General features: G+C 69.2%; 18 protein-coding genes and 1 pseudogene. 13 read left to right on the top strand and 6 right to left on the bottom strand.

Annotated elements, in window-relative coordinates; all coding sequences use genetic code 11:
* Positions 1-133 precede the first annotated feature (133 nt).
* The 6 genes and pseudogenes from ACGF5C_RS31180 to ACGF5C_RS31155 all read left to right on the top strand — a co-directional run.
* Positions 134-1,087 (top strand): annotated as a pseudogene (locus tag ACGF5C_RS31180) (ISAs1 family transposase); the annotation flags it as partial.
* A gap of 450 nt (positions 1,088-1,537) precedes the next feature.
* Positions 1,538-2,233: a pentapeptide repeat-containing protein gene (locus tag ACGF5C_RS31175; protein WP_393307429.1), complete on the top strand. Its 696-nt coding sequence runs from the start codon at positions 1,538-1,540 to the stop codon at positions 2,231-2,233.
* Positions 2,220-2,870, top strand: coding sequence for a pentapeptide repeat-containing protein (locus ACGF5C_RS31170; protein WP_393307427.1), 651 nt, complete (start codon positions 2,220-2,222; stop codon positions 2,868-2,870). The genes ACGF5C_RS31175 and ACGF5C_RS31170 overlap by 14 nt, the downstream gene beginning before the upstream one ends.
* A gap of 150 nt (positions 2,871-3,020) precedes the next feature.
* Entirely contained in the window at positions 3,021-3,464 is a 444-nt protein-coding gene (locus ACGF5C_RS31165) for a hypothetical protein (protein WP_393307426.1), read from the top strand.
* 476 nt (positions 3,465-3,940) lie between these two features.
* Positions 3,941-4,285 (top strand): PadR family transcriptional regulator, encoded by a 345-nt coding sequence (locus ACGF5C_RS31160; RefSeq protein WP_393307424.1) that lies wholly within the window; start codon positions 3,941-3,943, stop codon positions 4,283-4,285.
* A complete protein-coding gene (locus ACGF5C_RS31155) occupies positions 4,278-5,363 on the top strand; it encodes a hypothetical protein (protein WP_393307422.1) in 1,086 nt (361 codons plus the stop codon). The genes ACGF5C_RS31160 and ACGF5C_RS31155 overlap by 8 nt, the downstream gene beginning before the upstream one ends.
* Positions 5,364-5,767: 404 nt before the next feature.
* Here ACGF5C_RS31155 and ACGF5C_RS31150 read toward each other — a convergent pair whose 3' ends face one another.
* From ACGF5C_RS31150 to ACGF5C_RS31125, 6 genes are all read right to left on the bottom strand, one after another.
* Complete coding sequence (locus ACGF5C_RS31150; protein ID WP_393307420.1) at positions 5,768-6,292, bottom strand: DUF5956 family protein; 525 nt, start codon at positions 6,290-6,292, stop codon at positions 5,768-5,770.
* Positions 6,293-6,447: 155 nt separating this feature from the next.
* Complete coding sequence (locus ACGF5C_RS31145; protein WP_393307418.1) at positions 6,448-7,080, bottom strand: hypothetical protein; 633 nt, start codon at positions 7,078-7,080, stop codon at positions 6,448-6,450.
* Positions 7,077-8,351, bottom strand: coding sequence for a hypothetical protein (locus tag ACGF5C_RS31140; protein WP_393307416.1), 1,275 nt, complete (start codon positions 8,349-8,351; stop codon positions 7,077-7,079). The genes ACGF5C_RS31145 and ACGF5C_RS31140 overlap by 4 nt, the downstream gene beginning before the upstream one ends.
* The gene (locus tag ACGF5C_RS31135; protein WP_393307414.1) at positions 8,348-9,103 is read right to left on the bottom strand and encodes an ABC transporter ATP-binding protein; all 756 of its coding nucleotides are present in this window, start codon (positions 9,101-9,103) and stop codon (positions 8,348-8,350) included. The genes ACGF5C_RS31140 and ACGF5C_RS31135 overlap by 4 nt, the downstream gene beginning before the upstream one ends.
* On the bottom strand, positions 9,100-9,885 hold the full coding sequence (locus ACGF5C_RS31130) for a zf-HC2 domain-containing protein (protein WP_393307412.1): 786 nt from the start codon (positions 9,883-9,885) through the stop codon (positions 9,100-9,102). Before ACGF5C_RS31130 ends, ACGF5C_RS31135 begins: the two co-directional genes overlap by 4 nt.
* Complete coding sequence (locus ACGF5C_RS31125; RefSeq protein ID WP_393307410.1) at positions 9,882-10,418, bottom strand: RNA polymerase sigma factor; 537 nt, start codon at positions 10,416-10,418, stop codon at positions 9,882-9,884. Before ACGF5C_RS31125 ends, ACGF5C_RS31130 begins: the two co-directional genes overlap by 4 nt.
* Positions 10,419-10,704: 286 nt before the next feature.
* Here ACGF5C_RS31125 and ACGF5C_RS31120 point away from each other — a divergent pair, with 286 nt between their 5' ends.
* From ACGF5C_RS31120 to ACGF5C_RS31090, 7 genes are all read left to right on the top strand, one after another.
* Positions 10,705-11,229 carry a hypothetical protein gene (locus ACGF5C_RS31120; protein ID WP_393307408.1) on the top strand — a complete coding sequence of 175 codons (525 nt, stop codon included), beginning with the start codon at positions 10,705-10,707 and terminating at the stop codon, positions 11,227-11,229.
* 29 nt (positions 11,230-11,258) lie between these two features.
* Complete coding sequence (locus tag ACGF5C_RS31115) at positions 11,259-11,855, top strand: PadR family transcriptional regulator (RefSeq protein ID WP_393307406.1); 597 nt, start codon at positions 11,259-11,261, stop codon at positions 11,853-11,855.
* Entirely contained in the window at positions 11,852-12,571 is a 720-nt protein-coding gene (locus tag ACGF5C_RS31110; protein ID WP_393307404.1) for an ABC transporter ATP-binding protein, read from the top strand. The genes ACGF5C_RS31115 and ACGF5C_RS31110 overlap by 4 nt, the downstream gene beginning before the upstream one ends.
* The gene (locus tag ACGF5C_RS31105) at positions 12,568-15,021 is read left to right on the top strand and encodes an FtsX-like permease family protein (protein WP_393307402.1); all 2,454 of its coding nucleotides are present in this window, start codon (positions 12,568-12,570) and stop codon (positions 15,019-15,021) included. The genes ACGF5C_RS31110 and ACGF5C_RS31105 overlap by 4 nt, the downstream gene beginning before the upstream one ends.
* 413 nt (positions 15,022-15,434) lie before the next feature.
* Entirely contained in the window at positions 15,435-16,682 is a 1,248-nt protein-coding gene (locus ACGF5C_RS31100) for a DUF4297 domain-containing protein (RefSeq protein ID WP_393307400.1), read from the top strand.
* A gap of 182 nt (positions 16,683-16,864) precedes the next feature.
* A complete protein-coding gene (locus tag ACGF5C_RS31095) occupies positions 16,865-17,290 on the top strand; it encodes a hypothetical protein (RefSeq protein WP_393307398.1) in 426 nt (141 codons plus the stop codon).
* Complete coding sequence (locus ACGF5C_RS31090; RefSeq protein WP_393307396.1) at positions 17,287-19,272, top strand: hypothetical protein; 1,986 nt, start codon at positions 17,287-17,289, stop codon at positions 19,270-19,272. Before ACGF5C_RS31095 ends, ACGF5C_RS31090 begins: the two co-directional genes overlap by 4 nt.
* Positions 19,273-19,594: the final 322 nt, after the last annotated feature.

Below are 19,594 nucleotides of genomic sequence, written 5' to 3'. Positions count from 1 at the left end.
CCGTGGTGTCGAAGCCGAAAGATCATCCGAGGACCGCGCCCGTTGGGAACATCATCGCTGATCGGTGTGCTGCGCGGATCATGTTGGAGTGTCGCTGCCTGCCTCGTGCCGGCCGAGTCTGGTCGAGGCGTTGATGGCCGTGCCGGACCGGCGGGACCCGCGGGGCGTGGTGCATCCCCTCGCGGGAGTCCTGGCTACCGCGGTCGCGGCGGTGCTGGCCGGGGCCAGGTCGGCGGCGGCGGTCGCCGAGTGGGCGAACGACGCCCCGCAGCAGGTCCTCGCCGGGCTCGGCGCATGGCGGGACCCGTTCACCGGGGTGCACCGGGCGCCGGACGAGTCCACCTTCCGCAGAATCCTGGCCGGTGTCGACGCCGACGCCCTGGACGACACGGTCGGCCGGTGGATCCTCGCCTCCCGGCCGGCGATGACCACGGGCCGGCGGGTGTACAGCGTGGACGGCAAAACGCTGCGGGGCAGCGGCCCGGCCGGTGAACAGGTACATCTGCTCGCAGTGCTGGACCAACACAACGGGACCGTCCTGCGCCAGATCGACGTCGACGGCAAGACCAATGAGCTGACCCGCTTCCAGCCGCTGCTGGACCCCCTCGATCTGACCGCGGTGGTCGTCACCGCCGACGCGTTACACACCCAGCGCGAGCACGCCCGCTGGCTGACCGAGGACAAGCAGGCCGGTTACGTGCTCACCGTCAAGAAGAACCAGCCGCGTCTGTATCGACAGCTCAAGACCCTGCCCTGGGCAAAGATCCCGATCCAGGACGAGACCAGCAGTCGCGGGCACGGCCGCTACGACATCCGCCGCCTGCAAGCAGTCACCTGCACCGGAGCACTCGCCTTGGACTTCCCGCACGCCGTGCAAGCGCTACGGATCCGGCGTCGCCGGCTGAATCTGGCCACCGGCCGCTGGTCCACCGTCACCGTCCACGCGATCACCAACCTGAGCGCCACCCAGGCCAGCCCGGCCGACCTGGCCGACGCTCTCCGCGGGCACTGGGCCATCGAAATCCTGCACCACATCCGCGACACCACCTACGCCGAAGACGCCAGTCGCCTGCGCACCGGCAACGCACCCCGCGTCATGGCCACCCTGCGCAACACCGCGATCAGCCTGCTACGCCTGGCCGGCATCTGCCCGCACCACAAACGGACCTGCGGACACTGCGTACGCGGGCTGCTCTGCGCCGGCTGCAATGGGTGGCTCGGCCGGGCTGAGCTGTGCGATATCTGGCCGGACGAGCGGTGGAAAGCGGCAGCACTGGCGTACCTGGCCGGGTACGGCTGTGACCCCGCACAGCCGCGTCGCCTATCGGCACTGCACATCGAACACGAGCGACGCCGTCGGTCATGGCACCCGGAACATGCCTGTCCTCGGCCGGCGGCCGGATCGCCGCACGCATCGTTGCCACTGCCGGCCCGCACGGCCGGAGTGCGCTAAGCGCTGCAATGATCAATAGGCGGCCACTCGACTCGCCCCAACGCCGTTATTGTTACGGCAGGGGAAGTCCTTAAGGTATGGGCCATGCCTGCCCGACGCGCATCCGTGAGACGTGCCCCCTCCGTACGTAGGCTCAGGGAGCCTCGCAGCCCAGTGCCGCCTGCTGAGGTGCGGCTGTTCGAGTTCTCTGAACTTGAATCCGAGACCGAGTTGGAGAGCTTGGCTTTCTACAACTCGAATCTGGCTGGCCAGGATGCCTTGTCGGTCACGTTCGCACAATGCCGGTTCCGTGCGGCTGACCTGTCTGACTGCCGGTTGGATCAGCTGACAATGACCGATTGCTTGGTGACGGACTCCAGCTGGGCCAACCTGCGCGCCGATGGTGGCATGATGACTCGGCTTCGGCTAACGCAGTGCAGGATGACGGGGGTGGCCTGGGCTGATGGTCTGGTCCGGGACGTCATCGTTGAGGCGTGCCGCGCGGACCTGTCGGCGTGGCGGATGACGACGTTCGACGCGGTAACCTTCGTGGACTGCAATCTTACGAGTGCTGACTTCACGAATGCGGATCTGCGCGGAGTGACGTTCCGGAATTGCGACCTGACTGGCGCGGTGTTTCACCACGCTTCGATGGACGGGACGCGGTTTCGTGGCTGCACCCTGGCTGGTGTCGGCGACCTCTCTAGTTGGAAGGGCGCTGTCGTTCACCACACGGATCTGATCAGCCTATCCTACGGTCTCGCGCAGGCAGCCGGCATCCGTATCGATGACGTGGATTGATATGTGGCGTGACCGGCGGGCAACTGCGGCGCAGCAGGTGGTCACCACTGCCGACTGGCCGTCACCGGACGCGGATTCGAACGAGCCGGCGCCGTTTCTGGGCGTTCGGTACGAGCGAGCCGCAATCCAGGAGATCGACCTGTGCGAGGCGACGTTGGAGGGATGCGTCTTCGAGGCGTGCACCTTCACCGCAGTCCGCTTCAACTGCGCGACGCTCACGGGCTCCACCTTCAAGGACTGCCGGTTCGCGGGCTGCAACTGGTGGGACGCGGTGGTGACGAACTGCACGATGACCGGGTCTGCCTTTGAGCGATGCGACTTGTCCGGGTTGCAGGTCGAGGCTGGGGACTGGTCGGATGTCGAGCTGTTGGGCGCGGACCTCGGCACCGCCGAGTTCACTCGGGTGCGGATGCGCGGAGTGAACCTCAGCGGTGCGCGGTGTCAGGGGGTGGTACTGCGTGACGCCGACCTGTCCGGTGCGACGCTACGGGAGGCGGACTTCGCTCGGGCCGACCTACGGGGCAGTGTCCTGACTGCGTTCGACCCTCGCGAGGTGGAGCTGCGCGACGCGATTATCACGGCCGATCAAGCCGTCGACATCGCTCTGAGCCTCAACTTGTCCGTGCGTGCTTCGTGACCAGGTACGGGCCGAGCTGGAGGTAGACCAGGTCGGAGTGCAGGAGCACGTTGACAGCGTCGGCGTCGGCGTCGGTGCGGGCGATGGGAACTCCTGCGGACCACCCTCGCCGCTGGACTGACTGCTACCCCGCTCAACCACCTTGCTGACGTGCTGGCCAAAGCCGATCACGCCCTGGCCGTCGCTGGCCGGCCGACCTCGGCCGCCCGGAAGCGGCGACCGAACAGCACAGCTACGGATACGGAGGCCGAGCACCCACCGATGTCCTGGCCGACCCTGATTGCCGACTTCGCCGATGTGGTCTTCCTGCTACAACGTCCGCAGCCGGCCGCGACCCGGATTGCCCTGACCCGGATCATGGGGCAGCTCGGCGGCATGGCCGCTGTCGTGCTCCAGGACCTCGGCAACCGGCGCGAAGCTGACAGCTGGTTCGCCACGGCGGCACGCTCCGCCGAGGGGGCCGGTGACCGTCGCTGCAAACCTGGATTCTTGCGCGCAAGGCGATGGTGCCTCTCAACTTCGGCGCTCCCCAAGCAGCCGCTGACCTCAGCGCGTCCGACATGCAACTGGCCACCACTCCCGCGCGTAGCGTGAGCATGCTGGAGGCCTCTTGGCAGGATCGGCCCTTCCCTGATCGGTACGAACTGCTGTCCGGTCGGTGGCCGACCCGACCAGGCGAGGTAGTGGTCACCGAGCCGCAGGACGCCCCGGCGACTGCCGGCGGCACCCTACCCCTGCTGGGCGGCAAGGTGACGTTCACCGTCGTCGGCACCGCTGAGGACCAGTTTGCGCGTACAACGAACCTGCTGGTCGCCCCGGGCACCTGGGCATCGCTGGATCCCCGCCCCAACCACCGCCCCAGTCGCTGTGCCAACCTAACTCCGGCGTCACCCGTCGGACGCCCCGCTGCCCTGCCGGAAATCTGCCCCCTCGCGATTCGGCGCGCAGAGCAGATGGCCGAGAGAGCAGTCACCTGCCGAAGCCGCGCGTGATGCACGCAAGGGGCCGACGCGCCGGCACTCGTCGATATACAAGCCAGCTGTATATAGAGGCGGTCTACAGTGTTGGCCATGACGATGCAGGAACCGACGTTCTTCATCTTGACCGCGCTGGTGCGCGCCACCCCGCTGCACGGCTACGGGATCATCCAGGCCGTCGAGCAACTGTCAGGCGGGCGGGTCAAGCTCAAGGCCGGGACGCTGTACGCGGCGCTGGAGCGGCTCAGCACGGAGGGTCTGATCGTCGTCGACCGGGAAGAGGCCGTGGGGGGCCGGCTTCGCCGCTACTACGTGCTGTCCGACGACGGCCGGGCGGCGCTCGAAGCCGCGGTAGAGCGGCTCCAGTCGAACGCCCAGGTGGCCGGCTCCCGGCTGCGCGAGGCGTTCGGATTCATCGGGGGAGTTCAGCATGCCTGACCTGGAGCGCTCCTACCGCCGTCTGCTCTGGGCGTACCCCGGTTTCTACCGGCGGGAACGCGGGCTGGAAATCCTCACCACCCTGCTCGACGCGGCCGAGCCGGGGCAAGTCCGGCCGTCGCGTGGCGAGGCGGCCCACCTGCTGGTGAACGGTCTCCGGTACCGGTTCGTGCCACCCACCTGGACCGGCAGGATCGCGGCCGGCCTCGTGGCAATCTGGGCGGCCGTGGTGCTCAGCGGGGCCGGCGCCCTGGCCGTCTGGGGGTTCGCCAGCCCCGAAGAACCCGATCTTGCGGCCTTCAGCGACGAGTTGGTCGGCCGGCCGGCCTCGTCCGTCGATGAACTTCCGGGCGACAACCTTCTCGACATGGCCTACGCCTACCGGACCTACGGCGAGTTCCAGGATTTCGCTGAGGAGGGCTGGGACGGCGGGCGGCCGGCGCCGATGGGCCAGAGCCGGGTCTACGAGCAGGTCGCCGACACACCGACCGTCCTGGCCGATGCCCACCAGCACGTGACGAGTGCGGGCTGGCGCACCGGCGCCCTCAGCCAGGGCGGTGCCAACAGTCGCGCCGGCGTGAACAGCGCGCACGGGGTGTTCTGGGCCTACCGGGACGGGGTGCTGTTGCGCGTGTCCGGTTACGACAACCAGACCGGCGTCACGGTCGGCGCCTATCCGATCGAGCCGAGCGGCGTGCTCGCCGGCGCGGTCGCCGGGTTCGTCATCGGGCTGTTCGTGGTGTGGCAGGGGATGACCTGGATGGCTCATCGGGTCGCCCGGACCCCACTGCCGACCCGGCGGCTGATCCTGCTGCTCGGCCTACCGGCTCTCATCGCCTGCGGGGTGAGCACCCTGGACAACGTGCTGAGCATGGTCCCGGACCCGAACACCGCCAGCGTGCTGTTCGCCGCCGACTACATGTATCCGCTGGCCAACCAGATCGCCAACCCGCTGGCGGTCAGCGTCATCGCGCTCGCGCTGATCGGCAGCCTGAGCCTGATCGCCGGGGCAGCCAGGATGGGTCGGCTTCGACCCGTGAAGCTGGCAGCGTCGACCGGTGAAGTCGCCGAAAGCTGAGCCGGAATTCCCGCTGCCCAGCTGCCGGGAACCTGGTTTGGGTTTGGCCAGGATCTGGCGGGCGACGAGTCGTCTGAGCTTGGCGCGTAGCCCTCCGGTGTCCTTGGCGGTGATGCCGGCGCCGAGGGCGTGGCAGATGCCCTTGGCGCGCATCCCGTCGGTGGTGGCGTGGAAGACGGCGAGATTCTGCTGGTAGGCGGGGCTGGCGACCTTCGCGTCAGCGGGTGTCGCCGGATCGGTGTGGCCGGCCAGGCTGAGCAACGTCTTGCGGCCGTCTCGCGTTCGGCGATCAGCGCGAGGATCGACGGCTTGGTCACGCCTGATGTCCTGGGTCTAGCCAGGACACGGTGGTAGCGCCGGTCAGCCGGCAGAGCCGCGGCCACCGCCGTGCCCGCATAGGATCCTCACGCGGTCACTTCTCGCAGCAGCTCCCGGGTGAACCGTACGTACTCCGGGCTGCACGCCCCGTCGATGCCGGCGGCATCGGCACGCCGACTCAGTTCGGCGAGGAAGTCATCGACCGAGGCGAACCCGGGCGGTGGCTTCAGCAGCCACAGCCGCCCCCGAGGCCGACCGGTGACGCCCGCGTCGGCCAGCAGGGCATCGTTGTCGTTCTCGACCTCGTTGCGGGACTCCCAGCTTGACCGCACGGTCTGCTCCCGCAGCACCTCGTACGTCTTCGGGTCCAGCTCGGACCAGGTCTCGTAGCGGGTTGCCCGGTCCGGCACCCAGGTACGAAGCTGCGGAGGCCACACCGCGGGCAGGAAGAGCAGCATGGGAGCGTCCGGGGCCAACTGCCAGCCCCGCGCGGCTAGCTCGCGGACCTCCGGCAGTTGCTCCGGTGTCAGGCCATCCGCGTCCGTGTCGGCGGCCCTGGCCGCAGCCGGATCGGGCGGCTGGTCGGTGCCCCAGGCATACCCGGTGTCCATCTTGGCAGCGTACGGCCCGCGCCTGCGCCGTTACCGTCGACACCCGATCTGACCAGGCCCGCAACGGCGACGGGCTGCGTCCGTGCGGCGGCGAGAACCTTGGCGGTCAACTCCTGGCGGCCCAGACGCCGTGGTGGCGCAGGTGGGCCACACAGTCAGCGTCTCGGACGGTAGCGGCGGCCAGCCGAGGCGCGGGATCCGCGGTGCAGGTACGAGGCGGCACCGAGGGCGAAGATCGTGACGGCGGTGAGCCAGGATGCTGAGGTGGTGGAGGGCTGGGTCGGCCAGGCCCATGCCGCCACGATGGCGCCGGTGTGGCGCGGAGCGGCGGCGTAGACGGCGCACACGTAGAGGAAGGCTGGCAGCCACGCCAGCCGCACGCCGAGCAGCACTGCGCCGCCAGCGACCAGTCCGATACAACCGAGAGCATTGCGAACCAGTGCATGGGCACCGTACGTGTCGGGCTCCCGCAGCCCGGCCAGGCTGAGCGCCATGGCGGTGACGAGGGCGGCGACGAGAAGGTGACTGGCTCGCCAGGTCCGCCACGGTAGTGGTGTGCTGCGTTCGAGGTTTTCGTCGGCGGCGGCGAGGGTTGGTCCGAGTAGTAGTGCGGCCAGCAGCGGTGCGAGTGCGACCACGGGGATGCGGGCGGCGGCTCCGCTGAAGTAGGGCCTGCTGGCGAGCCAGGTTCCGCTGGCCCAGGCCAGCAGCGTGGTGACGCTGACGGCGGCCACGAAGGTCGACGCGCCTCGGGCGGACAGGTGCAGCGCGAGAAGCCGCCGGTTCACGGTTGCTGGCCGAGCCGGATCAGTGACTGGATGTCGCACCGATCGGCGGCGTCGAGGTAGGCGGCGAACCAGTCACGCTGCGCCGGTTCTGGTAATGCGCGGAGCCTGGTGAGGGGCTCGTCGTCGGGGGTCGCCGCCTCGTCGAGCATCCAGTCGGTGGCCAGGGTGTCGGTGCGGTAGACCCGCTGGTCGACTCCGCGTGCCCCAGAAGCGTCCTCGCATTTGACGCGGGTCACCTGCCGAAAGTCCGCACGCAGGTGCTCGGGGCTGGCCAAGCCGCCGAGCGCAGTCGACTGGTAGTCGAGGTTGAGCCAGACCGTGTCGCCGTCCTGCTCGATGGACTGGCCGGCCGGCCGCGCGGCGTGGTCGACCGCCTGTCGTGGCGCTCCGGGTATCCCGTCGAGACGTCCGAGGATCGGCTGTACGACCGTGGTGACATCGTCAATCAGGAAGGCGTTGATCCTGGACAGGCAGACCTGCGGGCCGCTGCTCGTACAGACCGGCTCCACCGCGGCCGGGTCGGCTGGGAGGCGTCGTGTGTTCGGCCCGATAGTGATGGGCACCGCGACGGCAATTGCGATTCCGCCGGCCATCAAGGCGGCCCGCCGCTGCCGTGCGGCGGCGGCGAGCAGCAGGGCCGTCAGGGCCACCAGCCAGGCAGCCTGCAATACGGTGACCCGGCCGGGGACGAGTGAATACACCGCCCAGCCGCCAAATACGGGCGACAGCCACGCGGCGGCCGTGCCGTCCCAGTAGACGACGATGCCCAAGCCCAGGTAGGTGGCCAGACCAGCGATCGGCGCCGCCACCCGCAGCGGCACGAGCCGCCCGACGAGGACGCCGACCGCGCCGGCGGCGCCCAGGGCGAGGACACCGACGGTCAGCGTCCACCACCAGCCTCCGCCGGTGTAGGTCGCGACCCGGGCGACCAGCACCGCCGCCCCGGCGAACGCGACCAACAGCCCGGCGGCCCCGGCCAGTGTCACGGCGAGCCAGGCAACCACCAGCGGCTGCCAGCCTGGGCGCGGGGTGGAGGCCATCAGCTCGTCGATGTCGCGCCGCCGTTCCCGGCCGGACTGCCATGCCCCAGCGGCGATCATGAGGGCGCACAGGATCAGCATCGACACCCGCAGGTAGTTGGCCAGGCCCGCCCACCGGCCGCCCCAGTCGTCCGGGTGCACGGCCAGCAGCCACACTCCAGCTCCGAACATCGCCACAGCGGCGAAGGGCGCCGTACCCCGGCGTAGCTCCACCGCCAGCGCGCGCCTCACCGCGGTGCCGTCCGCGCGCCGCGCAGGACCGCCGTGTAGCCCCGTTCGATCGGGGAGTCGCCGCTGTCAGCGTCCCCGCCGGCTGCGATCAGCTCGTCGGGGAAGCCGGTGAAGACCAGCCGCCCGCCGTCGACCAGGTTCACCCGTGTGCACGCCGCCACAACGTCCTCCACCAGGTGAGTGCTGACCAGCACGACAGCATCCAGGCCCACCTCCCGCAGCAACGCCCGGAACTGCACCCGCTGCTCCGGGTCCAGACCCGCGGTCGGCTCGTCCAACAACAGCAGCCGAGGGTCGTTCACGATGGCCTGGGCGATGCCGGCGCGGCGCAGCATCCCGCCAGAGAGGTGCTTCATCCGGTCATCGGCGCGGTCGAGCAGGCCGACCCGCTCGATCGCCCGATCCACCGCGAGCGGAATCCGCGCCGCTGGCATCTCCTTCAGCCAGGCGAAGTACTCGACGAACTCCCGAACCGTGAAGCGCGGGTAGAACCCGAACGCCTGCGGCAGGTAGCCCAACCGGCGGCGCGCCTGCCGCAACGCCGAGGGGTCACCGATGCGATGGCCCAGCAACTGGACGTCACCCCGGTCGGGGCGCAGCACCGTGGCCAGCACCCGCATCAGGGTGGTCTTGCCCGCGCCGTTCGGGCCGAGCAACCCGTGCACGCCCACCCCCAGCTCGAGGTCCAGGTCATCGAAGACGACTCGCTTGCCGTAGCTGACCCGCAGGCCGTCCACGCTCACCGTCGTCATGCCGGTTGCCTCCCCACCCGTTCCCGACGCACATACACCACAACAGCGGCCACCGCGGTAACTCCCAACCACACCGGGCCGCTGGACACCACGACCGACAGACCGCCGACCGGCGGCGCCAGCACCACCACCGCCCACGCCCCCGCCACCACCGCCGCGGCGTACGCGGGCTCGATCAGCGAGCCGAGCGCCAACGTCAGCACGGTCAACGCGACACAGGGAAGCAGCCACAACACCGGCGTACCGATACCCGCCACCGCGCCGGCCAGGACCGCGACGGGCGCGGCGACCGCGAGCACCGCCAGCGTGCGCCACAGAACGATCCGCAGGCCACCCTGCGGTGCCCCCGCGATCAGGTCGTGCAACGGATCGGTCCGCGGTCCGTATGACAGGGCTGTACCCGCAATGGGCAGCGCTGGCGCGATCAGCAGGAGCAGCCACGGCGGGAGCACCGTCGGGCTGACCGCCAACCCCGCGGTGAGCAACCCGGTGACGGCCACCGACAGCAACCACGCCCCCCGCGCCGCAGGTCCCGCACCCACCAACACCCTGACCCGCCGCCACCCCGTTGCCCGCCGCACCCGCCCCTGCGCCGGCAACCGGTTGCCCAGCGTTACCGCGACCGCCTCGACCATCAAGGCCGTGGACGCGTCGGGCGCGCTGCTGGTCCGGCAGGCCCCACAACGGTCGAGGTGCGCCTCCACCGACCACGCGTCAACGTCAGCGAGGCGGCCTTCGATGTACGCCGCCAGCACCCCGGCGTCTACGTGGAACCCGGTCACGACAGCGCCTCCTTCAACTCGCGGCGCGCTCGCATCGCCCGGGTCTTCACCGTGCCCTCCGGCACTCCCAGCAACACTGCCGCCTCGCGTACGGTCAGGCCGTCCAGCACTGTCGCCTGCAGCACCGCCCGCAACTCGGGCGACAACCGATGCAGCGCACGTTCCAAATCGGCGTCGTAGGCGCCGGCCAGGACCTCGTCCTCCGCCGACGGCGACCACGCCAGCACGTGCTCGTCAGGCGACCCCGCACTCTGCGGACGGACCAACGCGCGACGCCGCGCGTCGATCAACCGACCGGCGGCGACCGCCCACAGCCAGCCCACCGCCGCACCGTCGCCGCGGTAGCTGGCCGCAGCCCGCCACACCGTCAGGAACGTCTCCTGCAACACCTCCCGGACCAACTCCGGATCCCGGCACCGGCGGCGCAGACGCAGCACCAGCCACGGCGCGTTGCGCGCATACAGCACGTCGAACGCCCCGCGGTCACCCTCACCGACGAGGCGCAACAACTCCTCATCGTCGACGTCCATCACGCAAGGTTAGGACGCATCACTCCACGAAACGGTTCTCCACCGCGCCACGCGCATCACGGACACCAATGACGGCCTCAGCTCATTACGCTGCCCCCATGGCAGCGTGTCCCGAGCTGACCAGGCCGCTCCCCCACGCGGGGTCCGGTCACGGTCTCTCCAGGGCAACCCCGGGGACGCCACACTCACCTCGGCACCACACCACAGGTGCGTCGGCACGCTCCGCGAGCCTGTGCACCCACACGACCGGGCATCGTCGGGACACGCTGCCACCACTCCCGGCCCGCCCGTGACCACCCTCCACGCCCTGGCCACCGCGCTCGCCGACGACGGCTGGCACCGCACCGATCTCGTCGAGCAGGGTGGACTCGTCCTCGGGGTCCGGCGCCGATGGCTGTGGCCAGTCGCCGACGCCGTGCTGGTCGCCTACCCGCACCCACCCACCGACCGGCCACGCGAGCTGGCTACGTTCCTGACCACCCTCGATCCGCTACGCGCAGCAGTCGTCGCCGCCCGCCAGCACAACCAGCCGATCATCATCCGCACCCGGCCCGTGGCACCGACCCGGACCGTCGGCCGCCCCTGGCACACCCCGGTCATCGACGACGTCGGCGCCCTGGCCGCGATGCTCGACCTGGGCATCGAGCACCTCGACTGGCACGCCGACCGACGCGCCATGAACCCGCCGGCTGCACCACTACCGCTACCGGTGGCCCGACCGGGGACGGCTGATCGAGGCGCCCAAGTCCCGGCTCCGCCCCCTGCAACGCCGGCTTCTCGCCGAGGTCCTGGGATATTCGAAGGTGCTTACTGAGGAAGTAGTTACTTGGTAAGTTCCACGTTGTGCAGAGAAACGCGGTGCGTTGGGGGCTGTTGGCGTTGTTCGCTGACGGCCCGAAGTACGGCTATCAGCTGAGGACCGAGTTCGACGTGCGGACCGGGGGGACGTGGGCGCTCAACGTGGGGCAGGTCTACACCACGTTGGAGCGGCTTGTCCGGGACGGTTACGTGGCGTCGGTCGGCAGTAACGACGTCGGGCGTGAGGTCTACGCGATCACGTCTGAGGGGCGGGAGGCGCTGGCGGGCTGGTTCGCCGCTCCGGTCACGGACACGGACCGTCCACGCAGCGAGTTGGCGATCAAACTCGCGATGGCAGCGGCGGATCCTGATGTGGATGTCGCCTCCGTTGTGCAGGCGCAGCGGACGGAGTCGATGCGGCAGCTGCGTGACTACACACAGTTGCGACGCCGGGCCGATCCGGACGGCGATGTCGGTTGGCTGCTTCTTCTCGACCATCTGATCTTCGGTTTGGAGGGTGAGATGCGCTGGCTGGACCACGTGGAGGCGACGGTCCTACGGCGACGCACCCGGCAATCCGGGGGGTCGTTCTCCGGGTCGGCTGGTCTGGACAGTGAGCAGGCCGGGACGGTGGCCCAGTGAGCCGGGCGGTGTTGTGCTTTACCGGGGTCAGCCGGGTCTACCCGGCTGGGGAGGGCGTGGTCCGTGCCCTCGACGGGGTCAGTTTCGAGGTGAGCCGGGGTGAGCTCGTCGCGGTGATGGGCCCGTCGGGTTCTGGTAAGTCGACTCTGCTGGCACTTGCCGGCGGGCTCGACGCGCCGACCTCCGGGTCGGTGCAGGTCGAGGGGGTCGAGCTTGGCGGCCTCGACGCGACCGCGTTGGCGCGGTTGCGGCGGGACCGGATCGGCTACGTCTTTCAGGACTACAACCTGGTCACGGACCTCACCGCGGCGGAGAACGTGGCGCTGCCGCGGGAGTTGGCGGGCATCGGCGCCGGCACGGCGCGGCGGGAGGCTGTCGCGGCGCTGGCGGAGGTGGGCCTGAGCGACGTGGCGGACCGTTTCCCTGACCAGTTGTCCGGCGGGCAGCAGCAGCGGATCGCGATTGCCCGGGCGTTGGTGGGACAACGGCAACTGGTGCTGGCCGATGAGCCGACCGGGGCGTTGGACTCGCGGACCAGTCTGGCGGTGCTCGAGGTGCTGCGGGCCAGGATCGACGCGGGAGCGGCCGGGGTTCTGGTCACGCACGAGCCGCGGTACGCCGGCTGGGCCGACCGGACGACTTTTCTGCGTGACGGCCGGCTGGTCGACGCCACGACTCGGGAAACCCCGGAGCAGTTGCTGGGACGTTCCTCGTGAACCCGGCCGTCGGCGAGTTCGTGGGTTCCTGGCGTACCGCGCTGCGGATCGCCCGCCGGTCGGCGTGGCGCCACCGTGGGCGTAGTGCACTGATCCTGCTCATGCTCTTCCTGCCCGCCTTCGCCGCCACCGTCCTGGTGGTGAGCTGGGCCAATCTGAGCGGCAACTCCGCTCAGGAGATCACCTTCGGAATGGGGCGGGCGGACCTGATCGTCAAGGCCGACGACCGGGAGGCGGTGCGAGCCACGCTGCCTGCGGGCAGCCGGATCGCGCCCCTGGTCCAGGGCCGCACCGTGGTCCGCAGCCCTGCCGGGTTGCGGGCGCGCGAGTACGAGGCGACCGACCTCACCGACCCGCTCAACCAGGGCCGGTACGTGCTGCGGGCTGGACGCCCGCCACGCGGGACGGCGGAGGTGGCGGTGACCCGGTCACTGGCCGAGGAACTCGGCGTCGGTCTGGGGAGCCGGATCGAGGCGGGGATGCCGCAGCGCCGGCTCACCGTGGTCGGATTGGTGGACTGGAGCCGGTCACTGCGGCAGGCCGGGCTGCTCGTGCCGGCTGAGGCGCCGTTGTCGCCGGCTGCGCGGCCCGCGCTGATGGTGGAGCTTCCCCCCGGGCAGAGCTGGTCACCGCCGAACCCGGGCACCGGCTTGGGTTGGCGGGATCGTCGGGGGATGGAACCGACTGCCGCCGAACGGGCGGTCGAGGCCGCCGCCGTCCTGCTGGTGGCCAGCTTCGCCGGAACGCAGGTGGTGCTCCTGGCCGGGGCGGCGTTCATGGTGGGTGCCCGCCGGCAGCGGCGGGAACTGGCTCTGGCCGCCGCGGCGGGTGCCACCGCCCGGCAGGTGGGCCGGATCGTCCTCGCCGCAGGGCTGCTTCTCGGTGGGGGCGCGGCGGCTGCGGGAGCGGGCCTGGGACTGGTGACCTTCGCGTCAGCCAGGCCGGCGATCGAGCGGGTCGCCGACCATCCGCTGATTGACGTGTCGGTACCGGTGTGGTCGGTGGTGGGGGTTGCGGCATTGACGGTAGCGGTCGGCGTGCTGGCAGCATGGTTGCCGGCTCGTACGGCCGGACGTCGGCCCGTCCGCGCTGATCTCGGCGGCCAGCGGGCCCGTTCCCGGACCGACCTTCTCGGCCTGGGCGGTGGCGTGGTTCTCCTGGCCGTCGGCACCGGTTTACTCCTGTGGTCTGGGAACCCGGAGGGCCGAGCGGAGATGCTGGCCCTGGGCGCGGTCGCCCAACTGCTCGGTGTGGTGGCCTGCACGCCAGCGCTCGTCCGGGCCGTCGGGAAGCTCGCCGCCGCGCTGCCACTGTCGGGCCGGCTGGCGTTGCGGCACGCCGCGCGGCACCGCCTGCGCACTGCGGCGGCGATGGCCGCCGTCACCGCGGCGATCGCCGGCAGCGTCGCCCTGGCCCTGGTCGGAGCAGCCCGCGGCGACACCACCCCTACGCGGCTCGAGGCCCGTCCCGGCCAAGTGCTGCTACCCGCCGAAACGGCCGACCTGCTCGGCCAGGACGGCCTCCACCGCTTCGCCGCAGCCCTCCCGTCGCGGGACATCGTCGTGCTGGGCATCGCTACCAACGTCGGTGTGCCGGTCGGGAACCTGTCCGGCGGAGGCAGGGATGCCGCCGCGCTCGCCGGCCTTGAGCAGCGGGACGTCGCGGTCGGCGGGGCTGAGACAATCCGACTGGTCACCGGACGGGCCGCCACCAGCGCGGAACTGGCAACTCTGGCCAACGGCGGCGCGGTCGTCTTCAACGACACCCTGATAGCCGGCGACCACGTCACGCTGGCGGTCAACACCCAACCTGCGGCACCGCTGCCCGCCGTGCTGGCAGCCCACGGGGAGTACTTCGTCAACCTACCCGGACTGGTCGTCACAGCGGCAACGGCGCAGCGGCTCGGGCTGACCGTCGCGCCCCGGGCGGTGGTCGTCGACACCCACCGCACCCCGAACGCAGCAGAACTCGCCGCCGCCAACGACGTCCTACTCCGCGCCCAACTGACCGCCACTCACCCGCCAGCTGAACCGATCACCGCCACCACAGCGGCAGTCAAGGCAGACACCGGTAAGACCACCACCATGTTTTACCTGCTCGCCGGGGTCAGCGCGATGGTGGCCCTCGTCGCCAGCACCGCCGCAGCCGGGCTGGCCGCCACCGAACTACACGGCGACCTCGCCACCATCGCTGCGGTCGGCGCCACCCCCCGGATCCGCCGCAGGATCACCACGGCCCAAGCCCTGCTCATCGTCGGAGCAGGAGCGCTCCTCGGCCTGCTCGCCGGCATCGGCCCCGCGGCCAGCTTCATCGGCTACAGCACCGAAACCCACTGGCAAACCCCATGGCCCGCCCTACTACTCATCACAACCGCTCCACCGGCACTCGCCACACTCAGCGCCGGGATCCTCGCCCGCAGCGGACTTCCACTCACCCGGCGCACCACCTGACCGCCACGGGGAAGGTGCCAGCCGACGTGGCCGCCACTCGCGCGGCGGCATCGGCGAACACCGGCGAAATCAACGAACGCCCGACCTGGCCGGCCGTGCGGTCCTGGCACCTCGAACGACCAACTCCAGCGAGGTTGTTTGGACGAGGCCCCGAAGATAAGTACGGGTGGGCGGCGGGCGACATCTGGAGCAGAGTCGTGGCCGCTCCGCCCATCGGCATGATCCAACCAGAACCCGTGCCGACCATTCAGCCGGCGCCAGGTCGACCGGAGGGCGAAACCAGAACTGCGGGGTAGCCCGGAGGGAATCGATGTAGTTAGCATCGACCGCATCGCTTGTTCCAGGTCGAGTACGCCGCGTTACCTACGCTCGGATGTCGCTCTCGTCGTCCGACGGACTGGGGGTTCGATCGGGTGACTGAGACGAAGCGACAGCAGGTAGAGCCTGCTTTCGAGTTGCTGACGAAGGTCGCCGAGGTCGAGAGTGACCCAACCGGGCTGGACACCTTCGCTCGTTACGTGTGGCAGGCGAAGCAGGTTGTTCGGCAGTGGTTGACGTGCCTGTCGGAGCAGGACGGTCCTCTGTTCGCGGTGTGCGAGCAGGTCGAGGATCTCGCGCTGGTCTACCCCGACAAGGTTCGGTTTTGCCAGCTGAAGACCCGAGACAAGGGCTCTTGGAGCGTCGCGGCGATGTGCGATCGCGGTCTCGACGCGCTGGTTCGCTCGTACAAGGCGGCAAGAAAAGCACGGATACACGAAGTTTGCAAGTTTGAGTTGTGGGTCGAGGGTGCGATTGCCGATAAGGCGGACACCATCGGCTTCGTCGAGGATCCCCGTTCCGCTGAAAAGGACATTCGTGCCAAGCTCATCGCGAGTGGGCTCATCCGATCGTGGGTTGACGACTTCCTCCAGCGCCTGGTGGTTCGGTCCGATCAGCCAACGCGGGCGCATATCGACGCGAAGGCGATGTGGGAACTCTGGGCGTTGTGGCCGGCCCTCTCTCGGCCGGAGGTGGAGCACCTCTACGAGCGGTTGCTGATCGCTGCGACGGCAGCGCAGACCGGTGGGTCCGGGCAGCCGGGATTGATTCAGGCGCACCTGGCGGCGGCGTTGCCGCACGTAGGGCGCGACCTGCCGGGCCCGGATGAGCTGGGCGGCGCGGCGATCGACGCGATCCGCGACCAAGTACTCAGCCGAGGAATGCTCACTGCCCTGACCCCGCCGCTGCCCGGCGAGTCCGTAGCGCAGTTGCTGGCACGTATCTCGGCTGGCTCCACGGCATCGCTGATGGAACTGAAGATGATGACAGCGGGCGCAGGCCGTCAGCTCATCGAGCGGGTGCAGGAGATGCGCGCCGACATGGAGGTGCGTAGGCAGCTCCTGCTAGCCAGTCGAGACAACGCGGAGTCGGATCTTGAGCGGCTGGCGACTCGGGTGTTGAGCATGGCGGAGGCGACGGCCACCCGTGTTGGCCTGTCGGCGGTAAGCAATCCGGCCGCCGCAGGCCGCCCCGCCGAGGCGATCGCGGCCGATCTTCTAGCCAGGCCCGCCGACTTGGCGCAGTGTGATCGTCATCCGCTGTTTGACCGGGATGAGTACCTGGTCCTCGGGTACCTCGGTCACCTGTCGGACCTGTGCCGATTCTCCTGGCGGCCGTCATGACCGCCCACCCAGGCATTCCCGCCCCCGCCACCGGTGGAAACGGCGGGCCGTCAACTGCGCAGCCCCGGCCGTCGGCTCGGGCTAGGTTCCGCCCGTCTCGGGAGGCAGAAGCAAGACTTCTCCTCCTGATAGACGCTTTCAGCCGCAAGGGGAGGGACCAGGTCCGCTACCTAGAAGGCAGGGTGAAGCTGGCCAAGCTCGACTTCCTCCTGCGCTATCCGCGCCACCTACGACGAGTCCTGCTAGCCCAGGGCGCCCGCCCCGATCAGGTTGAAGGAATCGATCCGGACGAGGCGCCCTTGGATGCCCGGATGATGCGCTACCGCTACGGTCCGTGGGACCCGTCCTACTATGCGGTGCTGGGTTCACTCATCGGTCGTGGGCTGGTCGAGGTGGCACCCCTGCCCGGCAAAGGCTTCGGCTACCGGACCTCCGCATCCGGTGCCCGACTCGCCTCGGATCTTCGCGCGGACGAGAGCTTCACCCACATCACCCTTCGGCTGCGACTGCTGCGCCGGCACCTCGACAAGTCCGGCAACACGCTGAAGAACTACCTCTACGAACTGCCCGAGATCGCCGACGCCACCTGGCACGAGGACCTGACGTGACCCGACTGACACCGGCACCGCCGGAGCCCGACGCGACCGCCGCGCCGACGTCGCACCCACACCGGCTCGAACTGATCAAAGTCGACCTGGTCGGCGGCGGGCGCGAGGTGTCGTTCAACCCCGGACTCAACTTGATCATCGGCGACATCACCACCGGCAAGACCACGCTCGTCCGCCTCATCCGGGCAATGCTCGGCACCATGCCAGACGGCCTGCCACCCGAGGTCGACTACGTCCAGGCCGTCCGAGGGCACGTCATGCTGGGTAGCCGCGCCTGGCAAATCTACCGCCCCCGGACCACGACCAGTGACGCGCTGGTCGAAGTCAGCGAAGTACACCCCGATCCGGACCGCGAAGTCATCGCCCTCCGCCTGCCCGTAGCCAGATCCGACCGCACCTACAGCACCTTCCTGCTCGACCAACTCCACATTCCGGCCATCAGCGTGCCGCAGGCACGGACCGAACCCACCGGCACGCTGACACCGGTCACCATGACCGACTGGCTCGGCTACTGCATCATCACCGGCGATGAACTCGACACCGAGGTGTTCGGCCACAAGCGGCAATGGCGCAACGTCAAGCGCCGCTGGGTGTTCGAGCTGGCATACGGCTACTACGAGCCAGAACTTGCACGGCTGAACGCCGAGCTGCGGCGCGTGGAGCTGCAACTGGCTTCCCTCGACCACGACGCCACCATCCGGGCGAAGTTCCTCGCCGACACTCCGTTCGCCGACGCGGACGCCCTGGACTTCCAAATCACCGCCCGAACCGCCGATCTCGAACAGATCGTCGCCCAACGGCGCGCCCTCGGCACCGCCGCCGGCGAGGTGCCCGGCGTCCAGGAACTACGTCAGACCCTCCTGGCCACCAGGACACGGCGCGCCGATGTCACCGACCGGCTTGCCCGGCTGGAGGCACAGATCGCCGACCTGAACGACCTGCGCCGGCAGCTATCCAGCCAATCCGCCAGGCTCACTCGCGCCATCGTCGCCGACGAGTGGCTGGTGGACTTCGACTTCATCGTGTGCCCCCGCTGCGGCAACGACATTGACGCGGCACGGACGGCCCCTCACCTGTGCTATCTCTGCCTTCAAGAACCACGACCAGCACCATCACAGTCCCAGCTACTCACCGAGCAAGACCGCATCGCGAGCCAGATCAGCGAAACCGACGAAGTGATCAAGGGCCGCCAACAGGCCCAGAAGAGCCTTCAGCGGGAAGCCGCCCACCTGGACGAGCTCATCATCGAATTGACCACCGGCCTCGATCAGCACACCCAGGCATTCATTTCTGACCGAGTGACCCAGATCGAACATTACGCCGCGCGGCAGGCCCAGCTCGAAGCGGAAATTCAGCGGCTCCGCGAGTACGCCGCCCTGCTGCACCGCCACCAGGAACAACTCGCTGGTCGCGAAGCGCTCGAAGCCCGACAGGCAGATCTCAGAGCACTCATCCACAGCCAGGAGCTATCCCAGCTCGACGCCGAAGACAACGTCCTCGCTCTCGAACGACGAATACTCGAATACCTCCAGGAACTACACATTCCCGACCTCGGGCAAGAGCTCACCGTAAAGATCAACCGAAAGACCTACGAACCCGAGGTTGCCGGCCGCAGCTTCGACGAGCTATCCAGCCAAGGCCTGAAAACCCTGGTCAACATCGCGCACGCGCTCGCGCACCACACCGTGGCGATCGACCGCAACCTCCCCCTCCCCGGCCTGCTCATCCTTGACGGCCTATCAGCCAACAGCGGCCACGAAGGCTTCGACCTGGACCGCGTTCGCGATGTCTACCGGCTGCTAAGCCGGGTTACCGACCAGTATCGCGGCGTTCTTCAGGTGATCGCCGTCGACAACGAACTCGCCCGAAACATCCTGCTCGAGTTCGCTAACCGTGTCGTCCTCACCCTGACCCAAGACGACCGCCTCATCCGGATCCCGCAGGCGCCTCCCGACGACCTGCCCACCGACGCGGAAGAGTGACGCCGACGTAAGGTTGTTGTGGGCAGCCGATGAACTGAGCCGTGAATTATTGAAGGACCGCGGACGGCCTAATGCCTCAGCCTCACTTACGGCTGGCATGCGTGGACGCTGACTGCGAGCCCCGTCCTCTATGCCAAAGAGTGGCGCGACAACATCTGGATGAAGGGTAGAGCGTGATCGAATCATCCGGCGATGCAACTTCCACCGGCGGGTTGGAGGTCGCGGCAAGCCGCCACCGGGCGGTCTTGCGGAGGTTCACAGTGCGCGCTCGCCGGATAGAGAAACACTCGCTCGTCGCCGACAAGCAGAGGCTTTAGCTAAT

The sequence above is a fragment of the Micromonospora sp. NPDC047620 genome (genome assembly GCF_043205005.1).
Taxonomy (GTDB): domain Bacteria; phylum Actinomycetota; class Actinomycetes; order Mycobacteriales; family Micromonosporaceae; genus Micromonospora.
Note: the sequence above shows the minus strand (reverse complement) of the source record. Positions and strands in the feature narration are given on the sequence as shown.

Coding starts and splice junctions, on each gene's coding strand:
- ACGF5C_RS31135 (WP_393307414.1), bottom strand. CDS start 9,103: ATGACGACGGTGAGCGTGGACGGCCTGCGGGTCAGCTACGGCAAGCGA.
- ACGF5C_RS31170 (WP_393307427.1), top strand. CDS start 2,220: ATGACGTGGATTGATATGTGGCGTGACCGGCGGGCAACTGCGGCGCAG.
- ACGF5C_RS31160 (WP_393307424.1), top strand. CDS start 3,941: ATGACGATGCAGGAACCGACGTTCTTCATCTTGACCGCGCTGGTGCGC.
- ACGF5C_RS31150 (WP_393307420.1), bottom strand. CDS start 6,292: ATGGACACCGGGTATGCCTGGGGCACCGACCAGCCGCCCGATCCGGCT.
- ACGF5C_RS31175 (WP_393307429.1), top strand. CDS start 1,538: ATGCCTGCCCGACGCGCATCCGTGAGACGTGCCCCCTCCGTACGTAGG.
- ACGF5C_RS31155 (WP_393307422.1), top strand. CDS start 4,278: ATGCCTGACCTGGAGCGCTCCTACCGCCGTCTGCTCTGGGCGTACCCC.